This is a genomic window from Paraburkholderia sp. OAS925 (assembly GCF_040543975.1).
Lineage (GTDB): Bacteria > Pseudomonadota > Gammaproteobacteria > Burkholderiales > Burkholderiaceae > Paraburkholderia > Paraburkholderia graminis.
In genome coordinates this window covers 1,244,352-1,268,649 of record NZ_JBEUNO010000002.1, presented here as the reverse complement: position 1 = coordinate 1,268,649, position 24,298 = coordinate 1,244,352, and the positions used below count along the sequence as shown (strand labels likewise).

At 62.1% G+C, this 24,298-nt stretch carries 21 protein-coding genes; 12 read left to right on the top strand and 9 right to left on the bottom strand.

Features of this window, described 5'->3' with window-relative positions; translation table 11 throughout:
• The first annotated feature begins 73 nt into the window (after positions 1 to 73).
• The 4 genes from ABIE53_RS24475 (at position 74) to ABIE53_RS24460 (ending at position 4,030) form a co-directional block, all read left to right on the top strand.
• Positions 74 to 940: a GNAT family N-acetyltransferase gene (locus ABIE53_RS24475; RefSeq protein WP_192699472.1), complete on the top strand. Its 867-nt coding sequence runs from the start codon at positions 74 to 76 to the stop codon at positions 938 to 940.
• A gap of 6 nt (positions 941 to 946) precedes the next feature.
• Positions 947 to 1,873: a 2-hydroxyacid dehydrogenase gene (locus ABIE53_RS24470; protein WP_192699405.1), complete on the top strand. Its 927-nt coding sequence runs from the start codon at positions 947 to 949 to the stop codon at positions 1,871 to 1,873.
• 184 nt (positions 1,874 to 2,057) lie between these two features.
• Entirely contained in the window at positions 2,058 to 3,479 is a 1,422-nt protein-coding gene (locus ABIE53_RS24465) for an aspartate aminotransferase family protein (protein WP_006049123.1), read from the top strand.
• A gap of 53 nt (positions 3,480 to 3,532) precedes the next feature.
• Complete coding sequence (locus ABIE53_RS24460) at positions 3,533 to 4,030, top strand: Lrp/AsnC family transcriptional regulator (protein WP_006049122.1); 498 nt, start codon at positions 3,533 to 3,535, stop codon at positions 4,028 to 4,030.
• 18 nt (positions 4,031 to 4,048) lie between these two features.
• Here the strand turns inward: ABIE53_RS24460 and ABIE53_RS24455 are convergent, their stop codons facing one another.
• Positions 4,049 to 4,972 (bottom strand): LysR substrate-binding domain-containing protein, encoded by a 924-nt coding sequence (locus ABIE53_RS24455; RefSeq protein WP_029966558.1) that lies wholly within the window; start codon positions 4,970 to 4,972, stop codon positions 4,049 to 4,051.
• A 145-nt stretch (positions 4,973 to 5,117) separates the two neighbouring features.
• On the opposite strand from ABIE53_RS24455, the gene ABIE53_RS24450 reads away from it, so the two are divergent.
• From ABIE53_RS24450 to ABIE53_RS24425, 6 genes are all read left to right on the top strand, one after another.
• Positions 5,118 to 6,200 (top strand): tartrate dehydrogenase, encoded by a 1,083-nt coding sequence (locus ABIE53_RS24450; RefSeq protein ID WP_053860771.1) that lies wholly within the window; start codon positions 5,118 to 5,120, stop codon positions 6,198 to 6,200.
• A gap of 2 nt (positions 6,201 to 6,202) precedes the next feature.
• Positions 6,203 to 7,186, top strand: coding sequence for a M14 family metallopeptidase (locus ABIE53_RS24445; protein ID WP_374710200.1), 984 nt, complete (start codon positions 6,203 to 6,205; stop codon positions 7,184 to 7,186).
• Positions 7,187 to 7,226: 40 nt separating this feature from the next.
• A complete protein-coding gene (locus tag ABIE53_RS24440) occupies positions 7,227 to 7,571 on the top strand; it encodes a cupin domain-containing protein (RefSeq protein ID WP_029966561.1) in 345 nt (114 codons plus the stop codon).
• 321 nt (positions 7,572 to 7,892) lie between these two features.
• Positions 7,893 to 9,251 carry an MFS transporter gene (locus tag ABIE53_RS24435; protein ID WP_006049117.1) on the top strand — a complete coding sequence of 453 codons (1,359 nt, stop codon included), beginning with the start codon at positions 7,893 to 7,895 and terminating at the stop codon, positions 9,249 to 9,251.
• 156 nt (positions 9,252 to 9,407) lie between these two features.
• Positions 9,408 to 9,602 (top strand): hypothetical protein, encoded by a 195-nt coding sequence (locus tag ABIE53_RS24430; RefSeq protein WP_192699406.1) that lies wholly within the window; start codon positions 9,408 to 9,410, stop codon positions 9,600 to 9,602.
• Positions 9,603 to 9,687: 85 nt separating this feature from the next.
• Positions 9,688 to 10,017, top strand: coding sequence for a hypothetical protein (locus ABIE53_RS24425; protein WP_006049114.1), 330 nt, complete (start codon positions 9,688 to 9,690; stop codon positions 10,015 to 10,017).
• A 42-nt stretch (positions 10,018 to 10,059) separates the two neighbouring features.
• Here ABIE53_RS24425 and ABIE53_RS24420 read toward each other — a convergent pair whose 3' ends face one another.
• The 6 genes from ABIE53_RS24420 to ABIE53_RS24395 form a co-directional block, all read right to left on the bottom strand.
• Positions 10,060 to 11,223 (bottom strand): glycoside hydrolase family 53 protein, encoded by a 1,164-nt coding sequence (locus ABIE53_RS24420; protein ID WP_006049113.1) that lies wholly within the window; start codon positions 11,221 to 11,223, stop codon positions 10,060 to 10,062.
• Between the two features lie 95 nt (positions 11,224 to 11,318).
• Positions 11,319 to 13,283, bottom strand: a complete 1,965-nt coding sequence (locus ABIE53_RS24415; protein ID WP_192699407.1) for a beta-galactosidase — start codon at positions 13,281 to 13,283, stop codon at positions 11,319 to 11,321.
• A 36-nt stretch (positions 13,284 to 13,319) separates the two neighbouring features.
• Positions 13,320 to 14,171, bottom strand: a complete 852-nt coding sequence (locus tag ABIE53_RS24410; RefSeq protein WP_192699408.1) for a carbohydrate ABC transporter permease — start codon at positions 14,169 to 14,171, stop codon at positions 13,320 to 13,322.
• Between the two features lie 18 nt (positions 14,172 to 14,189).
• Entirely contained in the window at positions 14,190 to 15,095 is a 906-nt protein-coding gene (locus ABIE53_RS24405; protein WP_053859594.1) for a carbohydrate ABC transporter permease, read from the bottom strand.
• A 64-nt stretch (positions 15,096 to 15,159) separates the two neighbouring features.
• Positions 15,160 to 16,413, bottom strand: coding sequence for an ABC transporter substrate-binding protein (locus tag ABIE53_RS24400; protein ID WP_192699409.1), 1,254 nt, complete (start codon positions 16,411 to 16,413; stop codon positions 15,160 to 15,162).
• Positions 16,414 to 16,545: 132 nt separating this feature from the next.
• Entirely contained in the window at positions 16,546 to 17,685 is a 1,140-nt protein-coding gene (locus tag ABIE53_RS24395) for an ABC transporter ATP-binding protein (RefSeq protein ID WP_192699410.1), read from the bottom strand.
• A gap of 250 nt (positions 17,686 to 17,935) precedes the next feature.
• On the opposite strand from ABIE53_RS24395, the gene ABIE53_RS24390 reads away from it, so the two are divergent.
• Together ABIE53_RS24390 and ABIE53_RS24385 are read left to right on the top strand one after the other, a co-directional pair.
• Entirely contained in the window at positions 17,936 to 18,952 is a 1,017-nt protein-coding gene (locus tag ABIE53_RS24390) for a LacI family DNA-binding transcriptional regulator (protein ID WP_006049106.1), read from the top strand.
• 262 nt (positions 18,953 to 19,214) lie between these two features.
• Positions 19,215 to 20,687: an NAD-dependent succinate-semialdehyde dehydrogenase gene (locus ABIE53_RS24385; protein WP_192699411.1), complete on the top strand. Its 1,473-nt coding sequence runs from the start codon at positions 19,215 to 19,217 to the stop codon at positions 20,685 to 20,687.
• A 32-nt stretch (positions 20,688 to 20,719) separates the two neighbouring features.
• Here the strand turns inward: ABIE53_RS24385 and ABIE53_RS24380 are convergent, their stop codons facing one another.
• Both ABIE53_RS24380 and ABIE53_RS24375 read right to left on the bottom strand, forming a co-directional pair.
• Complete coding sequence (locus tag ABIE53_RS24380; protein WP_192699474.1) at positions 20,720 to 21,724, bottom strand: ABC transporter substrate-binding protein; 1,005 nt, start codon at positions 21,722 to 21,724, stop codon at positions 20,720 to 20,722.
• Positions 21,725 to 21,851: 127 nt separating this feature from the next.
• On the bottom strand, positions 21,852 to 23,321 hold the full coding sequence (locus ABIE53_RS24375; protein WP_192699412.1) for an esterase-like activity of phytase family protein: 1,470 nt from the start codon (positions 23,319 to 23,321) through the stop codon (positions 21,852 to 21,854).
• Positions 23,322 to 24,298 lie beyond the last annotated feature (977 nt).

Sequence of the window (24,298 nt, the reverse complement as noted above, 5' to 3'; positions counted from 1 at the left end):
CGTGGATGACACAGTGACGCGTAAGCCTTTAGCCATTCAGGAGCACGGCGTGCCCGATTCGAAGACAGATCCGATAGCTGATCCGATCACATACAGACGCTTCACCCTCGACGACGTTGCCGCGGCGCATGCGTTGACGGTCGAACTCAAATGGCCGCATCGCGCGGACGACTGGAAGTTCGTCGCGCAACTGGGCGTGGGTTTCGTCGCCGAAGATGCGAGCGGCGTGATCGGCACCGCGCTTTGCTGGAAGTACGGCGCGGATTGCGCGTCGCTCGGCATGGTGATCGTGTCGCCGGCGCGGCAAGGGCTCGGCATCGGCAGAAAGCTGATGGAACTGCTGCTCGAGGAACTCGGCGGCCGCATCACCTTCCTGCACGCGACCGCGGCCGGTCAGCCGCTCTATGAAAAGCTCGGCTTTCGCGCGACGGGCACGCTCGATCAGCATCAAGGCGCGGCGTTCCAGCCGCCGCTCGTGTCGTTGCCGGCGGGCGAACGCTTGCGGCCGCTAGGGTCGAGCGACACGGCACGGCTCGTCGCACTGGCCTCACAGGCAAGCGGCCTCGATCGCGGCGAAGTGCTGCCCGCGCTGCTGGAAAACGCCGATGGCATCGCGCTCGACCGCGACGGCGAACTCGTCGGCTTCGCGCTCTTTCGCCGTTTCGGACGCGGCTTTGCGATCGGCCCGGTGGTCGCGCCTGCCTCGGAAGGTTCGAGCCGCGCGAAGGCGCTGATCAGCCACTGGCTTGCGCTCAACGAAGGCGTGTTCGTGCGCGTCGACACGCCCGGCGACAGCGGCCTGACCGAATGGCTCGAACAGCTCGGGCTGCCGCGCGTGGACACGGTCGTCAGAATGGTGCGCAACGCGCAACCGCAGAGCGTGGCGGCCAACGCGACACCTTATGTGCAATACGGCATCATCAATCAGGCGATTTTCTGACCCGTCATGGCCTTACTCTATAAAGCCGACCCGGCGCGCGGCCTGCAATGGGCGAGGCTCTTCGCCGAAAAGGCGCCCGGTTTGCCGTTCCATATCTGGCCCGATCACGGCGATCCCGCTGCGATCCGCTATCTGGTCGCATGGCAGCCGCCCGAAGACCCGACCCGCACGTTTCCCAATCTGGAAGTGGTGTTCTCGGTGGGCGCGGGCGTCGATCAATTCGATCTGTCCGGCGTGCCTGAGCATGTGCCGGTTGTGCGGATGATCGAACCGGGGCTCGTCGAAGGCATGGTCGAATACGTGACGCAGGCGGCGCTCACTATTCATCGCGATCTATTCGACTACGCGCTTCAGCAGCAACAGCAGGTGTGGCGCGAACTGCCGCTGAAGCCAGCCGCGCAACGGCGCATCGGCGTGCTCGGGCTCGGCGTGCTCGGCACCGCGGTATTGGAGCGGCTGCGTCTCTTCGGCTTTGCGTGCGCGGGCTGGAGCCGCTCGCCGCGCGAGATCGAAGGCGTCGAATGCTATGCGGGCGAAAGCTCGCTCGACGCTTTCCTCGCCCGCACCGACATTCTGGTTTGCCTGCTGCCGCTCACGCCGGCCACGCGCGGCCTGCTCGATGGACGCCTGTTCGCCAAGCTGCCGCGCGGCGCCTCGCTGATTCAAACGGGCCGCGGCGCGCATCTGAATCAGCAGGACTTGCTGACGGCGCTCGACAGCGGCCAATTGCAGAACGCGATTCTCGATGTGACCGATCCCGAGCCGTTGCCCGCCGGTCATCCGCTGTGGACGCATCCGCGCGTGCGCATCACGCCGCATATCGCCAGCGCCACGCGGCCCGACACCGCCGTCGACGTCGTGCTCGATAACCTGCGCCGCCATCGCGAAGGCCTGCCGATGCTCGGCCAGGTCGACCGCACGCGCGGCTATTGAGCGCTCCCGCATTCCACCGGATACGCGCGCGCCACGGCTTTTCAACGTCCGCAGCACAAAATGCTAAGGGCATGCATCAAAACGCGTCGCGCGCGCTTTTCAGGCAATTGTTTAGGTAAGCGGACCATCGCCGTGGATCAGTAGTATGGAACCGTCAACAGCCCTTTCGCGACGAGAACCCACCATGCCGATCCAATCGCTCATTGAAGCCGACCGCCAGCACCTGATCCATCCTGTCATCAACTACCGTGCGCACGAGGCGCGCGGCGTCACGGTGCTCGAATCCGCGAGCGGCGCTTTTCTGCGCGACGCGGCGGGCAACGAACTGCTCGACGCCTTCTCCGGCTTGTGGTGCGTGAACGTGGGCTACGGCCAGCAGAGCATTGTCGAGGCCGCCACCGCGCAGATGCAGAAACTGCCCTACGCGACGAGCTATTTCCATTTCGGCTGCGAGCCGGCTATCGAACTCGCGCAAAAACTCGCGCAGGTCGCGCCCGCTTCGCTGCAACACGTGTACTTCACGCTCGGCGGCTCGGACGCGGTCGACTCGGCAATCCGCTTCATCACGCATTACTTCAATGCGACGGGCCGTCCGTCGAAGAAGCACATCATCGCGCTGCAACGCGGCTACCACGGCTCGTCGAGCATGGGCGCGGGGCTGACCGCGCTGCCCGCGTTCCACCGCAACTTCGATCTGCCGCTGCCGAACCAGCATCACCTGCCGTCGCCGTACGCGTACCGCAATAATTTCGCCGACGACGCCGCGTTGATCGCCGCCTCCGTCGCCGCGCTCGAAGCGAAGGTGGCGGAACTCGGCGCGGATAACGTCGCCGCGTTTTTCTGCGAACCGATTCAGGGCTCGGGCGGCGTGATCGTGCCGCCGGTCGGCTGGCTGAAGGCGATGCGCGAGCGTTGCCGCAAGCTCGGCATTCTGTTTGTCGCCGACGAAGTCATCACCGGCTTTGGCCGCACCGGGCCGCTGTTCGCATGTCAGGGCGAGAACGTCGAGCCGGATCTGATGACGGTCGCCAAGGGTTTGACCGCCGGCTACGCGCCGATGGGCGCCGTGCTGATGTCTGACGAAATCTATCAGGGCATCGCCGATGGCGACGCCGAGGCGATTGTCGGCCACGGCCATACGTATTCGGCGCACCCGGTGAGCGCGGCGATCGGTCTGGAAGTGCTGCGCCTTTATCACGAAGGCGGCTTGCTGGCGAACGGCGTGGCGCGCGCGCCGCGTTTCGCGCGCGGCCTTGATGCATTGCTCGCGCATCCGCTCGTGGGCGATTCGCGTCACCGCGGCCTGCTCGGCGCGCTCGAACTCGTCACCGACAAGGACACCAAGGCGCAGTTTGACCCCGCGCTGAAACTGTCGGAGCGCATTGCCGTCGCGGCCTATGAAAACCGCCTGATTTTCCGTGCGTTCGGCGACAATATTCTCGGCTTTGCGCCCGCGCTTTCGTACACGGAATCGGACTTCGACCTGATGTTCGAGCGGCTCGAGAAAACCCTGGACGACGTGCTTGCACAAGCCGACGTGCGGGCCGCGCTGCGCGGCAAAACCACGGCTAAGCACCAGGCCAAAAGTACCGCCGCTGCATGCTAGAGTAGAGGGCCGCCTGAGTCCCTTTTCTCAACCGCCGGAGCCACAACGTTACGATGAGCAGCGACTGCAAGCTAGACCGTATCGACCTGCGCATACTTTCGCAGTTGCAAAAGAAAGGCCGTATCACCAACGTCGAGCTTGCCGATGCGGTCGGCCTTTCGCCGAGCCCCTGCCTGATTCGCGTCAAGCGGCTGGAAAAGGCCGGCTACATCGTCGGCTATGGCGCGCAGATCCAGCTCGAAAAGCTCGGTGACGTGCAGATCGTGTTCACCGAAGTCACGCTCGCCGATCATCGGCGGGAAGACTTCGTGAAGTTCGTGAATGCGATTCGCGACGTGGACGAAATCGTCGAATGCCATCTGGCGAGCGGCGGCTACGATTACCTGCTGAAGTTCGTCACGCGCAGCGTGAGCCATTATCAGAGCATTATTGAAGGCTTACTGGAACGCGACATCGGCATTGAAAAGTACTTTAGCTACGTGATCATCAAGTCGCCGTTCGTGAAAAGCCACTATCCGCTCGAAACGCTGTTCTCGCAGAATCACCACTAAAGCAGTAACCACTAACGGCTAGGCGGTGTCGTCCGGCGGGTTCCACTGCGCGAATTCTTCGCTGAGAAAGTCCACGCAAACCCGCACTTTCGCCGACTGCGCGAGTCGCGCCGGATACACCGCCCACAGGTTCGCCGGCTGCGTCACCTCCGGCAACACCTGCTGCAACTGGCCGCTTTCCAGCAGCGGCCGCACGTCCCACATCGAACGCAGCACGATGCCGCGCCCGGCCAACGCCCACTGCACCGCGACCTCGCCGTGATTGGTCGACAACGGTCCCGTGACCTTGATCGACGCCGCCTCGCCGCGCACGGTCAAACGCCACAAACCGAACGGATGATCGCGCTCCTTGATCGCGAGGCACGCATGCGCCGACAGATCCGCCAGTTGACGCGGCGCGCCTTCTCGCGCGAGATAATCGGGCGACGCGCACAGCACGCGATGATTCGACGCGAGCCGCCGCGCGATCAGATGCGGCGCGATGTCGTCGCCGATGCGAATGTCCAGATCGAAACCCTCGCCGGCGACATCGACGAGACGGTCGAACAGATCGAGCCGCACGCTCAATTGCGGATAACGTTCGGAAAAGCGCGCAAGCGCGGGCGCGACGAAGCGCCGGCCGAAACCGAAGCTGCTCGAAATGCGCAGCTTGCCGCCCGGAATGCGGCGCGTGGTGGACACGTCTTCAACGAGCTGATCGACGTCGTCGAGAATTTTTTCGGCCCACGTGTAGACGCGCTCGCCCGCCTCGGTGATCGCGACGCGGCGCGTGGACCGGTGCAGCAGGCGCGTGCCGAGCGTAGTCTCCAGCACGTTGATGCGCTTGCTGACATACGCCGCGGACACCGACAGCGATTCGGCCGCCGCGCTGAAACTGGCTTTGCGCGCGACTTCGCAAAACACGCGCAGGTCGCCGAGATCGGGTGACGGGACGGCGTTCATAGGTTGCCTGGTAGTGTTCGGTGGCGTTCCGCTTTGTACACGAATCGTGCACAGTGGCTTAACTAAAGCGACCATTTTATGGCCAAACAGCAGGAATAAAATAACTGTTATCGGATCGGTACAAGCCCTAATGGAGGAGCACAGCATGTCGAAGAAATATCGGATCGCAGTCATTCCCGGCGACGGCATCGGCGTCGAAGTCATGCCCGAGGCGCTGCGCGTGCTCGACGCGGTGAAGACGCGCTTTGGCATCGAGCTCGAGTATCAGCACATTGAATGGGCGAGCTGCGACTACTACGCGAAGCACGGCCAGATGATGCCGGACGACTGGAAAGCGCAACTGCAATCGGCCGACGCCATTCTGTTCGGCGCAGTCGGTTGGCCCGACACGGTGCCCGACCACGTTTCGCTGTGGGGATCGCTGCTCAAATTCCGCCGCGAATTCGATCAGTACATCAACCTGCGTCCGGCGCGCCTCTTTGCCGGCGTGCCTTCGCCGCTCGCGGGCCGCAAGGCGGGCGACATCGACTTCTGGATCGTGCGCGAGAACACCGAGGGCGAGTATTCGTCGGTGGGCGGCGTGATGTTCGAAGGCACCGAGCGCGAGTTCGTGTTGCAGGAATCGGTATTCACGCGGCACGGCAGCGAGCGCGTGCTGAAGTTCGCGTTCGATCTCGCGCAGCGCCGCGAACGCAAGAAGATCACCGTCGCGACCAAGAGCAACGGCATCGCGATCAGCATGCCGTGGTGGGACAAATGCGCGGCCGGCATTGCCGCGCAATATCCCGATGTGACGTGGGACAAGCAGCACATCGACATTCTGTGCGCGCGCTTCGTGCTGAATCCCGATCGCTTCGACGTGGTGGTCGCGACCAATCTGTTCGGCGACATTCTTTCCGACCTCGGCCCTGCATGTACCGGCACGATCGGCCTCGCGCCGTCGGGCAATCTGAACCCGGACCGCAAGTTTCCGTCGCTGTTCGAGCCGGTGCACGGCTCGGCGCCGGACATCGCCGGCAAGAACATTGCCAATCCGATTGCGATGATCTGGTCCGCCGCGATGATGCTCGACTTCCTCGGCAACCACGAAGGCAAGGAGCGCGAGGCGCACGACGCGATTCTGGCCGCCATCGAAGCAACGCTCGTTGAAGGCCCGCATACTGGCGACCTGGGCGGTAAGGCGAACACCACGCAAGTCGGCGAGGCGATTGCGGCGAGGCTCGGCTGAACATGGAAACCTATCCGATCGAAGTCGCGTTTCCCGATATTTCGGTGCACGAACAATCTACGTCGGGCATTGCCTACGTTCACACGTTCGACTCCGGCGTAGACGGTCCGCACGTCATGATCAACGCGCTCACGCACGGCAATGAGGTGTGCGGCGCGATTGTTGTCGATGAACTCTTGCGCCTGAAGCTGCGCCCGCGCCGCGGACGGCTCACGCTCGCGTTCGCCAATGTCGATGCCTACCGGAGCTTCGATCCCGCGAAGCCGGACGCGGCCCGTTTCGTCGATCAGGACTTCAACCGCGTGTGGACCGCGGCGGTGCTCGACGATGCCGCGCGCAACTCGAGCGAACTCGCGCGCGCACGGGCGATGCGGCCGGTGATCGACAGCGTTGACGCGCTGCTCGATCTTCATTCGATGCACGAAAAAAGCAAGCCGCTGATCGTGGCCGGGCCGCTGCAAAAAGGCATCGACCTCGCCGTGCAGCTCGGCACGCCTGCCACCGTGATCTGCGACGAAGGCCATCCCGAAGGCCGCCGCATGCGCGACTACGAAGGCTTCGGCGACCCGGCGAGCGCAAAGAACGCGTTGCTGATCGAATGCGGGCAACACTGGGAGGCGAGCGCCGTCGCAGTGGCGCGCGACACCACCGCGCGGTTTTTGCTGCTTGCCGACGTGATCGACGAAAGCGATCTGCCGCCGGACTGGCTCGCGCCGTTACCGCCCGTGCAGCACATCGTGCGCGTGACGCAACCGGTCGTCGCGACGAGCATGGATTTTCGTTTTGCCGGTCCTTATACCGGGCTCGAAATCTTTCCCGAAGCCGGCGCCGTGATCGGCTGGTCGAACGGCGAAGCCGTCGCCACGCCTTACGACAACTGCATGCTCGTGATGCCTTCGTTGCGGCAATTGCGCCCCGGCGTCACCGTCGTACGACTCGGCAAGGTCGAGCAGACCGTTGCGAACTCATCAACCCGCAGCCTGTGAGCAGGCTGCGTGCATCCATCGAATAAAGGCGCTGAAAGCCATGAAGGTTCAACAAATCAAACAGAGCGTGACTCTGCCGAATCTCGAGGATTGGGGCACGGCCGGCTTGCCGGGCACCACGCCGATCCGCGTGTCGGGTGTGCAGCGCGTGCTCAGTAGCGCCGAGGCGATCGACACCGGCATCTTCGAATGCTCGGCCGGCACGTATCGCCGCTCGGTGAAGCAGGCGGAGGTGATGCACATTCTCGCCGGACGCGGACGCTTTACGCCGGACAATGAAGAGACGGTCCATTTCGCGGGCGGCGACACGCTATTTTTCGAAGCGAATACTGAGGGTCTCTGGGAAGTCGAGGAGACCATGCGCAAGGTGTACGTCATTCTCTGATTTAAACCGCTGTATCTGCTCTTCAGTCTTACCCGGCGCGCGCGAGCGCGCGCCGCGGCTGCCTCGCCCTTCCCCATTGTCCTTTCGACGCCGACCGCCCACAGTGTCGGGTAATCCCGCGTTGACCCGTCGTCGGGAAATTCCTTACAGTGTCGCTTGTTCGCTGAGAGAATCACAGTTCTATATACGAACAAATCAAAACTCATGGCGACAGGCACACCGTCCGCATACCATGCATGAATGAAGCGGACCGTGCGACGCGCATCGTAAGGTAAGACAAGGCTCGCTCCGACGAGCCTTTTTGCAGTCAGGAGACCCATCATGAATCGCAGCGACGCTGTGAACGTTCAGACCTTCCTCAACGAGCATCCGTTTTCGCCGTTCCAGTGGCTGGTCTTTGCCATGTGTTTCGTGATCGTCCTGCTGGATGGTTTCGACACGGCCGCCATCGGCTTCATCGCGCCGTCGCTGCTCGCGGAATGGGGCATCACCAAACCGGCGCTCGCGCCCGTGCTGAGCGCGGCGCTGTTCGGCCTCGCGTGCGGCGCGCTGGCCTCCGGGCCGCTGTCCGACCGGCTCGGGCGTCGTTCGATGCTGCTCGGCTCGGTGCTGCTGTTCGGCGCCGCGTGCCTCGGCTCAGCGTTCTCGACGAGCATCGAATATCTGACGGTGCTGCGCTTCGTTACCGGCGTCGGCCTCGGCGCGGCCATGCCGAACGCGGTCACGATGATGGGCGAATACTGCCCGGACAGCCGCCGCGCGACGATCATCAATCTGATGTTTTGCGGCTTTCCGCTCGGCGCGGCATTCGGCGGCTTCCTCGCCGCGTGGATGATTCCGCACTTTGGCTGGCGCAGCGTGCTGCTGCTCGGCGGCATTGCACCGCTCGTACTCTTCGTGCTGTTGTTGATCAGGATGCCGGAATCGGTGCGCTACATGGTCGCCAACAATCAGCCGGTCGCGCGCATTCGCGCGGCGCTCGGGCGCGTCTCCAGCACGGCCGCCGACGCGGAAGCGTTCACGATGACCGAGACCGCGCCGGCAACCGGCGGCAAGGGCGCGGCCGTCGTGCTGTCGCGCGCGTACATCGTCGGCTCGGTAATGCTGTGGATCACCTACTTCATGGGCCTCGTGATTTTCTACGCGTCGATCAACTGGATGCCGATTCTGCTGAAGGACGCCGGCCTCACGCCGCAACGCGCGACACTCATCTCCGCGTTGTTCCCGCTCGGCGGCGTGGGCGCCGTGGTGTGCGGCGTGCTGATGGACCGCTTCAACGCGAACCGGATCATCGCGGCCTGCTATGCGCTGACCGCCGTGAGCGTGTACTTCATCGGCCAGGCCGCGGGCAATGTCGGCGCGCTCGTGTTCATCGTGTTCGTCGCGGGCGTGCTGATGAACACCGCGCAATCGTCGATGCCCGCGCTCGCCGCCGCGTTCTACCCGACGCAAGGCCGCGGCACGGGCGTCGCGTGGATGCTCGGCATTGGACGTTTCGGCGGCATCGCGGGCTCGTTCCTCGTGGCCGAACTGACGCGCCGTCACTTCACGTTCGCCGGCATCTTCGCGACGATCGCGGTCGCCGGCATCATCGCGTGCATCGCGTTGCTGATCAAGCAGATGGCGCGGCCGTATGTGGCGAACGCGCCGGTGTCGAAGGCGGAATCGTTTGGGCATTGATTGAGGAGCCCAGCGCGCGAGAGCGCGTGCCGGTTTGCTTGCTTCGAGTTTGTTCAAAGCCGCCTTTCGAGGCGGCTTTTTATTTGCAGGTTCAACGTGCGTGAGCGGGCTCGCGGTTTGCTGAAATCATATGGACTCTCTTTTGGAGCGCACGTCATGAACCTGAATCCGATTGCCTATACGCTGCCCGCTCGTCACATTCTGTCGATGATGACAGCCGCCGAATCCGACCCGCCCGCTGGCGAAAACGACGACGACCTCGACGACGAACTCGATGAGACCGGCGCCGTCACGAACAGAAGCAACGGCAAAAGCGGGACGAACACCGAAGCCGAGCCCGACAAGAAATAGCAGCAGCCAGCGACGAATCGACGCGGGCAGCTATCGCTTGCTCGCGCGTAAACTGCGGGCTTTGCGCCCAACAGGATTCGTCGTCATGAAACGCGTAGTCGTATCGGCATTGCTTGCAACGTGTCTCGCACAAGCGGCGACTCAGGCCGCGGCACAAACGGTCAGCAATCAATGCTTTGCAATCGGCGATATTGCCGGTCAGGTGGCGTCATGGCGCGCGCACAAAAAGACCAAAGCGCAGGCGCTCGATCAAGCCGCAAAGTACTATCGCGACGATGCGGACCGCCAGACCTTCGCCGCGATCATCGAGAAGATCTATGCGCCGAACGCGCCGCGCATGACACCGGATCAGGCCAGCATGGCATTCACATCCGACTGCGTGAAGGCGCGCACGCAGCAGACGTCAGCGCGCTAACGCCTGCTTTGCGATGCAATGCGTTGACGGCTTTACGCCCGTTTACAGTTTGCGAAACGCATCCAGCGAACTCAGCACGTTGCCGTGAAAATCGAACAACGTGTTGTTGTCCCACTGATCGCCCGCGCCGACTTTCCAGCCGACATTCGGCGTCGGAATCCATTCCGGCTCCCACCAGAACACGCCTTTGCCGTGGCCGTCGGGTATTGCCTTCACGATGTCGGCGACAGCCGCAAGAAACTGCGCTTGACCCGCGGGCGTTTGCGGGAAAGTAGTCGAGCCGGTGTTGGTCATCGCATTCGGCTCGGAGTCGCCGTCGCTCGTCGTCCACGGATACGCGGTCTCCACCACCATCACGTCCTTGCCGTAGCGCGTCGCGAGATCGTTCGCATTGGTTTGCAGATCGCTCAGCGCGCCCTGCCATTGCGGGTAATACGACAAGCCGATCATGTCGAAGCTCACGCCTCGCTGGATCGCGCTGTCGAACCACCAACGGCTCGTCGCGTTGTTGCCGCCGCTGTCGATGTGCAGCATGACCTTGATGCGCTCATCGACCGATTTGACCGCATCATGACCCGCCTTCAGCAATTGCGCGAGGTTGTCCCACTGATCGTATTTGCCGAGCGGCCACAGCATGCCGCCGGTGATCTCATTGCCCACTTGCACCCACTCGGGACGAACGCCGTCGCGCTTGAGCATATTGAGTACATTCGACGTGTACTCGGACAGCAATGCACAAGTCTCCGTAATGTTCTTGCCGGCCCACGCATGCGGCGGGTACTGCTTGCCCGGATCGGCCCACCAGTCGCTATAGTGAAAGTCGATCAGGATGCGCATGCCGAGCGCCGCGGCACGCCGCGCCAGCACACGCACATGCTCCGCGTTGTTGTAACCGGCGCGCGGGCTTTGATCGGCGGGAAAATAGTTCGGATTGCCAGGATCATTCCAGACCTTGATGCGAATGGAGTCGACGCCGTGACTCCTCAGAAGCAGCAGACAGTCGTGCGGCACGCCATGATCGTAGAACTTCGCGCCGTTCGCTTCGAGTTCGAGCAGCGTGGAAACGTCCGCGCCCTTTGCAAACCGGCCGCTACGTGAAGCCGTTTTGACGTCGTCAGCGGCCATTGCCGGCGTGCCGATCATCGAGCCCGCGCCGGCCGCTGCCGCCGCGGACGCGAGCCATCCCAGCATTTCTCTTCTGTTCATCTGTCATCCTCCATCTATCGAATGGCGACTCGTCGTGGCTCGCCTGGTTCAGATTGAAGCTGCTCAATGCCACTACTGACTTGCTGCTCGGTACTTCATGCGTCTTTCCATGCGCAGACATCGCCGGTGCGCAGTTGCGACTGTCCAAGCACGAACGTTGCATTGGCCGGCGCGGGAACCTGCACCTGCTGCGCGCCGAAGTTGAACGCGAACGTCAAATCCGCGCGACGCCGAATGCGCAAGCCTTCCGGCAGCAATTGCGTCGCAATGCCGGCTTCTTGCGCCGCCCGCTGCAATACCGCGCGATGCAATGCGTGCGAAAGCCAAGCCGCCACGTAACTAACGCGCCCGTGAGTGAGAATGGCGGGCCACGTGTCCGCGAATTGCGCATCGACGCGCGTTTCGCTATTAGCGCGCACATGCTCGCGCCAATGCATTGCGATACCGTCGACACCATCAATAGAAACAGCGGGTGCGAGCGATGCACGCAGCGACTCGACTTCGAGCACTTGCATCGGCAGTACACGTTGCAGCGCGCCGGGCGGCAGTTCTTGTGGAATCGCAAACGCCTCGGTCTTTGAGCCGCTGCGCGGCCCGAATACCCATTGCGCCGAACCACGCTCGACTTGCGCGACCAACGCATCGTCGATCACAGCGAGACTCGGCACGACCACGAGCCGGTATGACGACAGATCGGCCTTACTGGAAACAATGTCCACGTCGAGCCCAAGTTCGCGCAGCGACTCGTAGTAGTCGAACACGAGCGCCTGATAATCGAAGCCCTTGCCGTGACGCTGGATCTCGAACATCCACTGCGTTTCGTAGTCGAATACGACCGCAGTAGCCGCCTGTGTCGGAGCGTCCAGTCGTGCGAACTCCGGGATAGAAGCAATCTCACGCGCCGCCTGTTGCACTTCCAAACCACCGGGCGACAACTCATTGTTCGGCAGATTGAGGCCCGAATGCATCTGCTCCTGTGCATACGGGCACTGACGCCAACGGAAATACGACACCAGTTCAGCGCCGTGCGCGAACGCCTCATAGGCCCAGAGTCTGACCATGCCTTTCGCGGGCACCGGATTCCACGGCGCCCAGTTCACAGGACCCGCCTGCTGCTCCATCACCCAGAAACGCCCGCGTCCGATTGCACGGTAACGGTCGTGATCGAATGCGGATACATCGGGATGCGCGGTGCGCGCGTAACGCGCTTTCTGCTCTTCAGGCAACGCAATCGATTCGGTGCGCGCAATCGGATAGCTGTCCCACGCGGCGACATCGAGTGAATTGTTTTCGGCGAAACGATAGTGATCGAACGTGGTGAAGAAGCCCATGAAGTTATGCAGTACATCGGCCGTAGGTGCATAACGGCGCAATACATCGACTTGCTCGCGATGAAAACTCGCCACTTCGTCGGACATGAAACGGCGAAAGTCGAGCAGATGAATCGGGTTCGCGTCCGTCGGCGTGAGATTCGGCAATTCGATTGCTTCGAACGACGCGTACTCCATGCTCCAGAACACGTTGCCCCATTCACGGTTGAGCGCATCGACCGTTTCATAGCGTCGACGCAGCCATGCGTGAAAGCGTGCTAAAGCAGCCGGCGAATAGCTCGGCACGGTTTCATGACAACCGAGTTCGTTATCGGTTTGCCACGCAATGATCGACGCATGCCGTCCGTAACGCTCCGCCATTGCACTGACAATACGCAAGCACTCTCGCCGATAAATCTCACTGCAAACATCGTAATGACGGCGCGAGCCGAAATTCCAGCGCGTGCCGTCGGCGCGTACAGGCAACACGTCCGGATGCGCGTCGATCAACCACTTCGGCGGCGACGCGGTAGGCGTGCCGAGCACGAGTTTCAGTCCGGCATTCGCGAGCGTGGCGACCGCTTCGTCGAGCCATTCCCATACGAATTCGCCCGCGCGCGGTTCCATCCGGCTCCACGCGAATTCAGCGATACGTACGTGCGTGATGCCGAGTTCGACCATACGCTTCGCGTCGTCGGCCCACATCGTGCGCGGCCATTGTTCGGGGTAGTAGCAAACACCAAGTTGCATGTGAAAGTCTCTTTATGAGTGACGTCGAATAGCCGGTTAGCCCTTGCTTGCACCAAAAGTCAGGCCGGCGACGAAATGCTTTTGCATCGCGAAGAACATCAATACGGAGGGCAGCGCGGCAAGCACCGAGCCGGCCGCGACCAGATTCCATGCGGTCGTCCATTGCCCTTTGAGTCCGGCGACGCCGACAGTGATCGGCGCGGCTTCATCGCCTTGTGTAAGACATAGCGCCCAGAAGTAGTCGTTCCAGACAAACGTGAACACGAGAATGCCGAGTGCGGCGAGCGCGGGACGAATCAGCGGCAACACAATGCGCCAGTAGATCGCCCATTCGCTCGCGCCTTCCACTCGTGCGGCCTCGATCATTTCAAACGGCAACTGCTTGATGAAATTGCGCAGAAAGAGCGTGCAAAAGCCGGTCTGAAATGAAACGTGAAAGATCACGAGCGCCCATACGCTATTGAAGAGGCCGAACTTCAAGGCCATGTCGCGCACCGGAATCATCAGAATCTGGATCGGTACGAAATTGCCGGCGACGAAGCCGAACAGGATCACGGTATTGCCCGGGAAACGATAGGTGGCCAATGCAAAGCCCGCCATCGACGCCAGCACGATCGCACCGAGTACTGAAGGCACCGTAATGAGCACGCTGTTCGCGAAGTAATGCAGCATCGGCGTTTGCGTGAGCGCGGTGCCGTAGTTTTCGATCAGCGCAAAATGCTTGGGCCATGTCCAGTACTCGCCTTGCGAAAGTTCGTCGGAAGAACGAATCGACGTGACGAGTACAGCAAGCATCGGCAATAGCCAGATCAGCAATGCAATCGGCAAAGACGCTTTATATAGCGTGCGATTCAGGGGTTTCCAGCGTTGTACGGGAAGTGGATACATGACGCGTGACTCCGGTAATCAACGTTCTTCGCGCAGCATGCGGCGCAAATGGAACACGATGTAGACGAGCATGATGGCGAACAGCACGACGGCAATCGCCGCGGAATAGCCTTCGCGGTAGTACTTGATCGCCTGGTCGTACATGTAATAGGCGAGCACGGTTGAACTGTCGAAAGGACCGCCGCCGCTCATCACGGCAATCAGATCGAAGCTGCGCAGCGCGCCGATTACCGTCAACACCACCGCCATGAAAGTGGCGGGCCGCAATTGCGGCAGAATCACGTGCCACAAAAGACGCAATCCTTTCGCGCCTTCCATGCGCGCGGCCTCCACTACTTCCGGGTTAATGCCGGTGAGGCCGGTGAGATACAGCACCATGCAAAACGGCGTTTGCGGCCACAACGCGGCGAAGATAATGCCGAACGTCACGGTCTTCGGATCGCCGAGCACAGGAATGCCGTGACCGACAATCAGTCGCAGCAGGCCGAAGCCTGGGTCGTAGAACCAGCTAAACACGAGACCGACTACCACGCCCGACAGCACGAACGGCGCGAAGAAAAGCGACTTCACGACGCGCATGCCGCGAATGTGCTGATTCAGATAAAGCGCGAACAACAGGCCGAGCGGCGGGGCCAGCAGAAACAGCGCGAGCCATAGCAAGTTGTTCTTTAGCGCCGTATAGAAGGTATCCGCGTGAAATAACTCGACGTAGTTGTCGAAGCCGGCGAAGGTCTTCGGCGTCATGCCGTCCCAGTGATAAAAGCTGAGCGAGATGCTGCTGATAATCGGATAAATCACGCATAGACAGAACAACGCACAGCCCGGCAACAGGAACAGCAATGCGGCGCGATGCTGATGACGGCGCGTCGTGGAGACGTGACGATGCTGGGCCGCGGGTAGGCGGCGCGCTGCGGAATGAGACATGGATCGAGCCTCGTCGAAAGTCGAAGGCGTACGCCGGCGCCGCATGGGCGCCGACGCGGTGGACTTACTTCTTGTAGATACGCTTGCGCGTCGTTTCGAGGCGCGTGAGTATCGCGTCGAGTTGCGACGGATCGCTGTAGAACTGCTGCATCGCTTTCATGCCCTCGTCGGCCATTTCTTTTTGCATGTCGCGATCGTAGAACTGCGCAATGCCGCCTTTCGTATTCGCGAGCGTCTGAAAGCCAACTTTGGAAATTGGGTCTTCCGGCTCCGCTGCCTGACTATTCGAAGGCAATTGGCCCCAGCCGCGCGCGAGGTCCGCATTGATCTGCGGCTGCTCCATGAATGCGAGCAGTTTGCGTGCGTCGGTCTTGTTCTTCGCTTTTGCCGGAATCAACAGTACATTGACGGGACCGTCTTCGGCCATTGGCACATTCGCGTCGATCACGGGGAAGCGGAAAAAGCCCGTTTGCGGCTTCACGGATGCGGGAATGCTCGCCGAGAAGAACGTGCCCATCAACATCATCGAGGCTTTGCCGCTCACGAGAAACGGTGCAATGGAATCGAGATCATAGGAGAGCGCGTTGTCGATGTAGTAATGATCGTCGATCAACGTTTTCCACGCGGTGTAGACCTTTTTCACGCGCGCGTCCGTGTACGGAATCTCGCCCGCCATCAGCTTCTGATGAAACTCGTTGCCGTTGATGCGCAAATCCAGATAGTCGAACCATGCGGCGAGTGTCCAGCTATCGCGAGCAGCAACTGCAATAGGCGCGACGCCACTCGCCTTCAGCTTCTTGCAGGCATCGAGAAATTCATCCCATGTCTTGGGCTCGCTTTTAACGCCCGCCTTCTCGAACAGATCCTTGCGATAGAAGAAGCCATACGCGTCATAGCCGAGCGGCGCCGCGTACTGCTTGCCCTTATAGGTCGATGCTTCCTTCACCGACGCATATTGCTGGGACCAGCCGTTCTTGTTCCAGTCCGGCGTGAGATCTTCCAGCAGGCCGCGCTGCGCGTAATACGCCATGCGCTCGCCGTCGTGCCAAGACACGACATCGGGCGGATCGGTCGCGAGCCAGCCGCCCATCTGCACCTTGTACGCTTCCTCGGTGATGTAGGTCACTTTCAGATCGACATCGGGATTGGCTTTCTTGAACTTGTCGAACGCGTCCTGCCATGTCGAGCGCTGATTGCCGCGCGCCGACACATTGACGGTGAGCGTAGCGGCGTCGGCTGTCACGTAGCCGAGCGTGCCGGCAACGAGCGCGGCTGCAACCGACACGCGCGCTAGACGGCGAAGGCGTAGAGCAATCATCTTTTGTCTCCTTGACTACCTTGTTGGCTGGCAGCGATTCACTGCCAACGTGGTGAACCGCTCTATGGCGGCATCCTGCTTTAAAAATCGACTACTGCTATGGCTTGCGGTAATGCATGAATCGCGGCCTGTTCACGCGGCGATGCGCTCAGGGTCGAACGTGCTACGGCGCAGCGCGATACCTTGCGCGTCGAACAGATGACACGCCTGAGGCGGCACGTGAACGCGAATGCGCTCGCCGGAACCGATCGGCGTATCGCCCGGTGCCTTCGCGACAAGCGAGCCGCCTGCATGGTCCGCGTGAATGTAGCTGTGTTCGCCGAGTCGTTCCGATAGAACGGTTGCGCACTCAATGAACTGATCGTCACCATCGAGACGCAGATGCTCGGGGCGCACGCCAAGCGTGACCGGCTGGCCGCGCTGCAGGCGACGGCCATCCACGTAAGCGGTCAACTGCTCGTCTTGTCGAGCGAGTGTCACCGACACTTTGCCTGGTTCTATCGAGTCGACGACACCGTCGATAAAGTTCATCCGCGGCGAGCCGATAAAGCCCGCGACGAAACGCGAATTCGGGTGGTGGTACAACTCGAGCGGCGCACCGCTTTGCGCGATGCTGCCGAAGCGCTCGGCATCGGCGCCCGCATGCAGCAGCACGATCCTGTCCGCGAGGGTCATCGCTTCGACCTGATCGTGCGTGACGTACACGACGCTCGCGTCCGCAAACCGCTGATGCAGGCGTGCAATCTCCACACGGGTTTGCCCACGCAATGCGGCGTCGAGATTCGATAGCGGTTCGTCGAAGAGAAAGACGCCCGGCTCGCGCACGATCGCGCGGCCAATCGCAACGCGCTGACGCTGGCCGCCGGACAGCGCTTTCGGATAGCGGTCAAGCAAGCTGTCGAGTTGCAGAATGCGCGCAGCTTCGCGGACCTTGCTGTCGATCACGCTCTTCGGCTGCTTCGCGAGCTTGAGACCGAACGCCATGTTGTCGAACACCGTCATGTGCGGGAACAGCGCGTAGCTCTGGAACACCATCGCCACTCCTCGGCCGGCTGCGGGCACGTCGTTCATCAGACGGCCGCCGATGCGCAGTTCGCCCGCGCTGAGATCCTCGAGACCCGCGATCATGCGCAGCAACGTCGACTTCCCGCAGCCCGACGGGCCGAGAAACACGCAGAACTCGTGCTGCGCGACTTCGAGGTTGACGCGCCGGATCACCGGCGCGTGGTCGCCGTATGCCTTCTCCACGTCGATTAAACGAATCGTAGCCATCTTGTCTCCCCTTGATTTAACCGCTTAAATCGCGCGAAAAAATAATTCGCCGGGTCTTGCGCACACGGCATTTAATCGCTTAAATTCAAGGTCGAGCGGGAAAGCCATTGACTGTCTCCTTGTTCACCGCGGTTCGTGTGGAAGGCGGCGCTGCGGGTTATCGAAGTTGTGTTTTCCAGCAAGTTATCAACGTCGCTCGCTGCTTGCAACATTTGAAGCGCGCTCCCTGAATTTGGGATAAACGAGAAAAATGGTCACCCTGTCCGAAGTCGCGAAGCGCGCACATGTCACTGCCGCGACGGTCTCCAACGTGTTGCGCAACCGCGAGAAGGTGCGTCCGGAAACAGCGGAGCGCGTGCTGAAGGCCATCGCGGATCTCGGCTACCGGCCGAATCTGAACGCGCGCGCGTTGGCCGAGGGCCGCTCGTCGACACTCGCGTTGATGCTGTCGAACATCTCGAACCCGTTCTACCCCGAGTTCGTGCTGGCCGCCGAACGCGCGGCGCGTAAAGCCGGCCATTTCCTGATGGTCTGCAATACCGACGACGACGCCGAGATAGGCCGCGCGTATCTGAACCAGATCGCGGGCACGTTGGCGGACGGCGTGCTCGTCATGAACACGGACATCGCGATCAACGACTTGTGCGCGTCGGCCACGCATAGCGCGCCGATCCTGCTGGCGATGTGGGAGCACCCCGAGACGCCGCCCGCGCTGCCGTGCATCGCCGTGGATTTCGCACGCGCCGGCGAACTCGCCGCGCAGCATTTGCTGGAACTGGGCCATCGCGAGGTCGGGCTGCTGGTCGGCGACGGTTGCGGCGGCTTGCAGGACGCGCGCTCCAATGGTTTTCGCGCGACGATGCGCGCCGCCGGCGTGGAAGCGGATACGGCCGCGGTACTGCAGGTGCGCGACTCGATCGACGCCGGCTACACCGCGTGCATGCAGTTGATGGCCGTGCGGCCGTTCGTCACCGCGATCTTCGCGACCAACGACCTGCTCGCGATCGGCGCGGCGCAGGCCTTGATCACGCTCGGGCGCGCGGTGCCCGACGACGTGTCGGTTATCGGCATCACCGACATTCAACTCGCGCATCAGGTGCACCCCGCGCTGACCACCGTCGCGATCCAAACGGCGCAGATCGCGGAGTTATCGATCAACAGTCTGATCCGCCTGATCCAGACGCCCGAGCGGCAGCCGTCGATGGTGCTTGGGCCGCCGCCTCAACTCGTCGTGCGCGCGTCGACAGGACCGCGCCGCCGCCGCTGATTGCAGCGCTGATTGCAGCGCTCTTTGCAACGCTCGCCTCCAACGGCGGGCAACGCATTCAGCAGAAAATGCTGTAGCGGCTCGAAAAAAACCACATGCACACCGTGGGCCGCTTTTTGAGGCGATTCATTGATCGCGCGACACGCGTAGCATCGATCTATCGCATCGCCGTGCATGACCGCATGCGTGCCGCCGCGCCGCCCGGCGCAATGGCGAAAAATGCACGCCCGATTCCGTCAAAAGGCCACCAAGGAGCAACGCAATGTCTCTCGCATTGACGCGCAATGAACTGATCCGTCCGCTGAATTTTATCGACGGCAAATGGATCGCCGCCGCGAACGGCGCGCGCTTTCCCGTCACGAATCCGGCGACGGGCGAGACGATCGTCGAGGTCGCGAACAGCAGTGCCGCGGATGCGCGCGCCGCCACCGACGCAGCCGCTCGCGCGCTGCCCGCGTGGCGCGACACGCTGCCGCGCGAGCGCGCGGAGATTCTGCGCCGCTGGCATGCGCTGATCGTCGCGAACACCGAAGATCTCGCGAAGCTGATGTCGACGGAACAAGGCAAGCCGCTCGCGGAAAGCCGCGGCGAAGTCGCGTATGGCGCGTCGTACGTCGCGTGGTTCGCCGACGAAGCCACGCGCATTTACGGCGACATCATTCCGCAGCAGCAGCGCGGCAAGCGCATGAGCGCGGTGAAGGAGCCGATCGGCATCGTGGCCGCCATCACGCCGTGGAATTTCCCGCTCGCGATGATCGCGCGCAAGATCGCGCCCGCGCTCGCGGCCGGTTGCACGGTGATTGCCAAGCCCGCCGAAGACACGCCGCTGACCGCGCTTGCACTCGCCGCGCTCGCGCAGGAAGCCGGCGTGCCCGACGGCGTGCTGAACATGCTGTCGGCTTCGCGCGAACAAGGCATTGAAGCCGTGGCCGACTGGCTCGCCGATGGCCGCGTACGCAAGATCACGTTCACCGGCTCGACGCCGGTCGGTAAGCATCTTGCGCGCGAGTCCGCGGCCACCTTGAAGAAGCTGTCGCTCGAATTGGGCGGCAACGCGCCCTTCATCGTATTCGACGATGCGGACCTCGACGCGGCCGTCGCTGGACTGATGGCCGCCAAGTTTCGCAACGGCGGACAGACCTGTGTATGCCCGAATCGCGTCTACGTGCAGGCCGGCGTTTATGAACGTTTCGCCGATCTGCTCGCCAAACGCGTTGGGGCGCTGAAGGTTGCGCCCGCAACGGACGCCGGCGCGCAAATCGGCCCGATGATCAACGAGCGCGCGATCGACAAAATCGCGCGTCACGTAGAAGATGCCGTAAAACAAGGGGCAAACGTGTTGACGGGCGGCAAGCGTCTGACCGAGCTGGGCCCGAATTACTATGCACCCACGGTGCTGACCAACGCGCAGGACGACATGCTGGTGTGCTGCGAAGAGACCTTTGGACCGGTCGCGCCGCTGTTCCGCTTCAACGACGAAGCCGAAGCGATCCGTCTCGCAAACGACACGCCGTTCGGTCTTGCCGCTTACTTCTATACGCAGGACGTGCGGCGCATCAACCGCGTGGCCGCGCGGCTCGAAGCAGGCGTGATCGGCATCAACGAGGGCGCGGTGTCGAGCGAAGCCGCGCCGTTCGGCGGCGTGAAAGAATCAGGCTATGGCCGCGAAGGCTCGAAGTACGGACTCGACGATTATCTGTCGATCAAGTACTTGTGTCAGGGCGGCCTCGATTGATAGACCTCGATTAATAAGCCTCGCGTAATGCGTCAGCCGGTGGCCGACTGCGCAATGCGCGTCTCGGAGATCGCGCGAACGTCGATGCGGCGCGGCAAAATCGCGTCCCGGCTCGCACTGTCGGCCACTTTCTGAAGCGCGGCGATATCGGCGTCGCTGACGAAATGCTGCTTGAGCGACGCGCGGCGCGTGATAGCTCTCGCCGCATCTAGCGGAGAGCGCGTCAGCGTTGCATAGATCTGCGCGTAGGCGTCCGGGTTCGCAAGCGCCCACTCGCCCGCGCGTTGCAGTCTCAACAGAACGTCCGCGATTGCCGCGCGCTTGCGTGTGTCGGCAAGCGACGCGCCCGATGCGGTGATAAAACCGAGTCCGCTATTGATGCCCGTGCCGTCGCGCAAGATGCGCGCGCCGCGTTGCACGGCGATGCCGTAGTACGGATCGAACGTCGCCCACGCTTCGATCGAGCCTGACGCGAACGCCGCGAAGCCATCCACCGGCAAGATGAAGCGCACGGTCACGTCGTCTTTCGACAAGCCTGCTTCGGCAAGCGCGCCGTATAGCTGGAATTGCGAAATGCTGCCGCGCGCCGACGAAACGAACACGGTGCGCCCTTTCAGTTGCGCGACGCTGCGTATCGTCGAATCCGGCGCGATCAGAATGCCGAGTTGTGCGCCGGAGCCCACGCGCGTCGCTACGATTTTCAACGTGGGGTCGCCGACCGCTGCGGCGAGCACGGGCAAGTCACCTGCGGGCGCGAGATCGACGGCGCCCGCGCGTTGCGCTTCGAAGAGCGGCGCCGCGCCCTGAAAATTAGCCCATCGATATGCATACGGCGCACCGTCGAGCACCTTGGCGGCCTCCACAAGCGCACGCGTACCGCCGGCCTGGTCGCCGAGTACGAGCGTGGTCGACGCGAGGTCCGCGGCCTGCGCAGAATGCGATTGGAAGAGGCTCGCCGCGGCGAATGCGGGCGCGGCGCCGAGCAGCCTGAGTGCGCGCCGCCGCGTTGAAAACGATGTGGGAACAGACACTGCGATAAGCCCTCGCGTTCGGTTGATGCGTCAGCGTACCGAGCCGCGAGAGCCAAGGGAATGAAGCGATTTTTATAACGTTATCTAGCGACGCTCTTTAGCGTGGACGGACGCACTGTGCGCGCCCATTGCGTTAATGATCGTCGTCGTCGCGCTCGGCTTCGCACACATGCTCATCGTGACCGCGCCCTTTGCCCGCCGCAGCGCCCGTCAGTTTTTGTGCGACGTAGGCCGGCAGTTCGCTCGCGTCCCATGCGAAGACGAAGAACTGATTCGGATTGGCAATGCCCGCCGGATGATTCGAATCGGTGACCGTGCCGATAAAGTCGTTGTCGTTAGCGATAAAAAGCGTGTGCTTCTTGACGCCGCCGACCACCACGTCCGGCCCGAATGCGAGTCCTTCGAGCTTCGCGGGAATGTCGTTCGCGCTGTAGCCGTGCGCAGTCAGTTGCGCGACGACATCGAGGAACAGCGTTTTTTGCACCGCATACGGCGCGAGCCCGGCTTGCCCGCTCGTGTTGCTCACGTCCTGCGCGCTCGCCAGATCGATATGGAAAACACGCTTGAAAACAGCGGTCGAATTGTCGCCGAGACCCTTGCCGTCACGCTCGTCCACCAGCAGTTCATGATCGTTCACGGCGACCACGTCGCTGATGGTCGGATACTTCGGTTTTGCTGTCGTGCCGATGTTCGTGAGCGGATACGCAAACTGTGTGGTTTTACCGCTGCGCACGTCGATCTTCACGATGCGCGTGAACGCGCCGTCCGTGCCGCCGTCCTGAATCAACGGGCTTTGCATCGCGCCGAACAGCGTCTTGCCGTCGGGAGAAATGGCGAGACCTTCCATGCCTTTGTTCGCGACGCGCCCCGTCGTGTTCTGCGCAATTTCATTGCTGCCGATCGGGCTCAGCGTGGACACCGCAAACGTGTCGGGCAGCTTGTAGGTGTCGATGCGCCGGCCACTGCGCCGATCGAAACGATAGACATACGGACCGTACTCATCGGAGATGAACACGCTCTCGCCGTCATTGCTCACGCGCACGCTTTCGGGATCGAAGCGCGCGTCGCGGTCGTTGGTGGACAGACGCGTGGGATCGAAATTATCCGAACTGCCGGTGAAGTAGTACGTGTGGTTACGGCTGTTGAGCGCGGGCGCGCCATTGGGCACGCTCGCGGCGGCGCCCGTGCCATAGACCAGTTTGTCCGACGTATGCAGGAGCGTCGTGGCGATCAGCTTCGGCGTGAGCGAATACGGCAAGGCGGAGCCCGCTGCGTTGTGCTGCAGACGCAGGCGCAAGGTCTGGAAACGGTTGATGTACGACGCCGTGTCGTCGATGGCCGCGTTATACGACACCGCGTTCGGCCCGCGATCGGGCACCGCGACGAACGTATGGCAGCCCGCGTACGCAATGCCCGAACCGAGGCCGCCGAGCAGATTGCCCGCCACGCCGTTCTCCAGCGGCGCCGCCGTTTCCTTCGACAAGTCGCCGGTGAGGCCGCTCAGCTGACCGACCGCAATGAGGTCGACCGCGGCGTGTGCGGCCGTCGCGAATAGAAGCGACGAAGCGATTGCCGTCAGTGCAAACAGTCTTGAACGAGACACGATGTCATCCTTAATGGAATGCTTGTTGTAGACGTGTCTGGCGCCGGGCCTCATCCAGAAACTTGCCGGCATGGATGTTCGCAACATGAGAGGAATAGCCGGCGCGCAGCCGTTGGCCGAGGGATGGCCGTCGGCAATATTGAGCGACGCATGTGACGCACCTGTGACGTAACGGTGACGCAGCAGTGACCGCATGTGTTGTATGTGCGTGCTGCAGTCCACATGCAAAACCGCCAGCAGGTCGCGATGAATGCCGCTTTCGGCTAGCTGCGTTTCAGGCTTGCAACGAATCGGTCCGAAGCGAGCCGAAAAAACCGCCGCAAATTAACGGCAGCATTCACTTTCGGCTCACCTGGGTTAAATCCCTAAGTCTGGGTTTGAAGTCATGCCCATAGCCGACGAGCGCCATATTCCGCAGCGGCAACGATGACCTGCCGATGATGCAGTTCTGAGCCAAGTCGGTCAAATTTCCGCGGGCTGTCATTCGAAAGAAGGCGCTTGTCGGGCTACAAGTCCGATGGCTCCGTGAACCTGACGACGCTGGCCTACTCCTTGCCTTTACCTTTTTACGCAGCCGGCGACATGACACATGACCAGGTCGATGCCGTCGGGGGCTTCTCCGATACATGCCCGCCAACGGCACGGAGAAGAACAATCCGGCTGCGAAAGAAGAAAACAAGGAGTAGTGGAAGATGCACTCTTTCATTCGGATTCAAACGCGGTTGCAAACGCGGTTGCAAACGCGGTTGCAGACGCGCTTGCGGTACGCAGTGCGCTTTGCGCAGCGCCTGATGGCGCTGCATGCCGAAGCGTTCTTCAACGCGATGTTCCCCGCTCTGGCTTGCCGCCAGCTCATCCCGCTGCGTGTCACGCAGCACCATCCTTTGCACACGAATCCCAGCGAGCCGCTTATGGCTCCTGCCCGGCCGCGCTCTCACCGGGCGTCCGCGCGCCATTTCCTGTAGCACCCTGTAGTC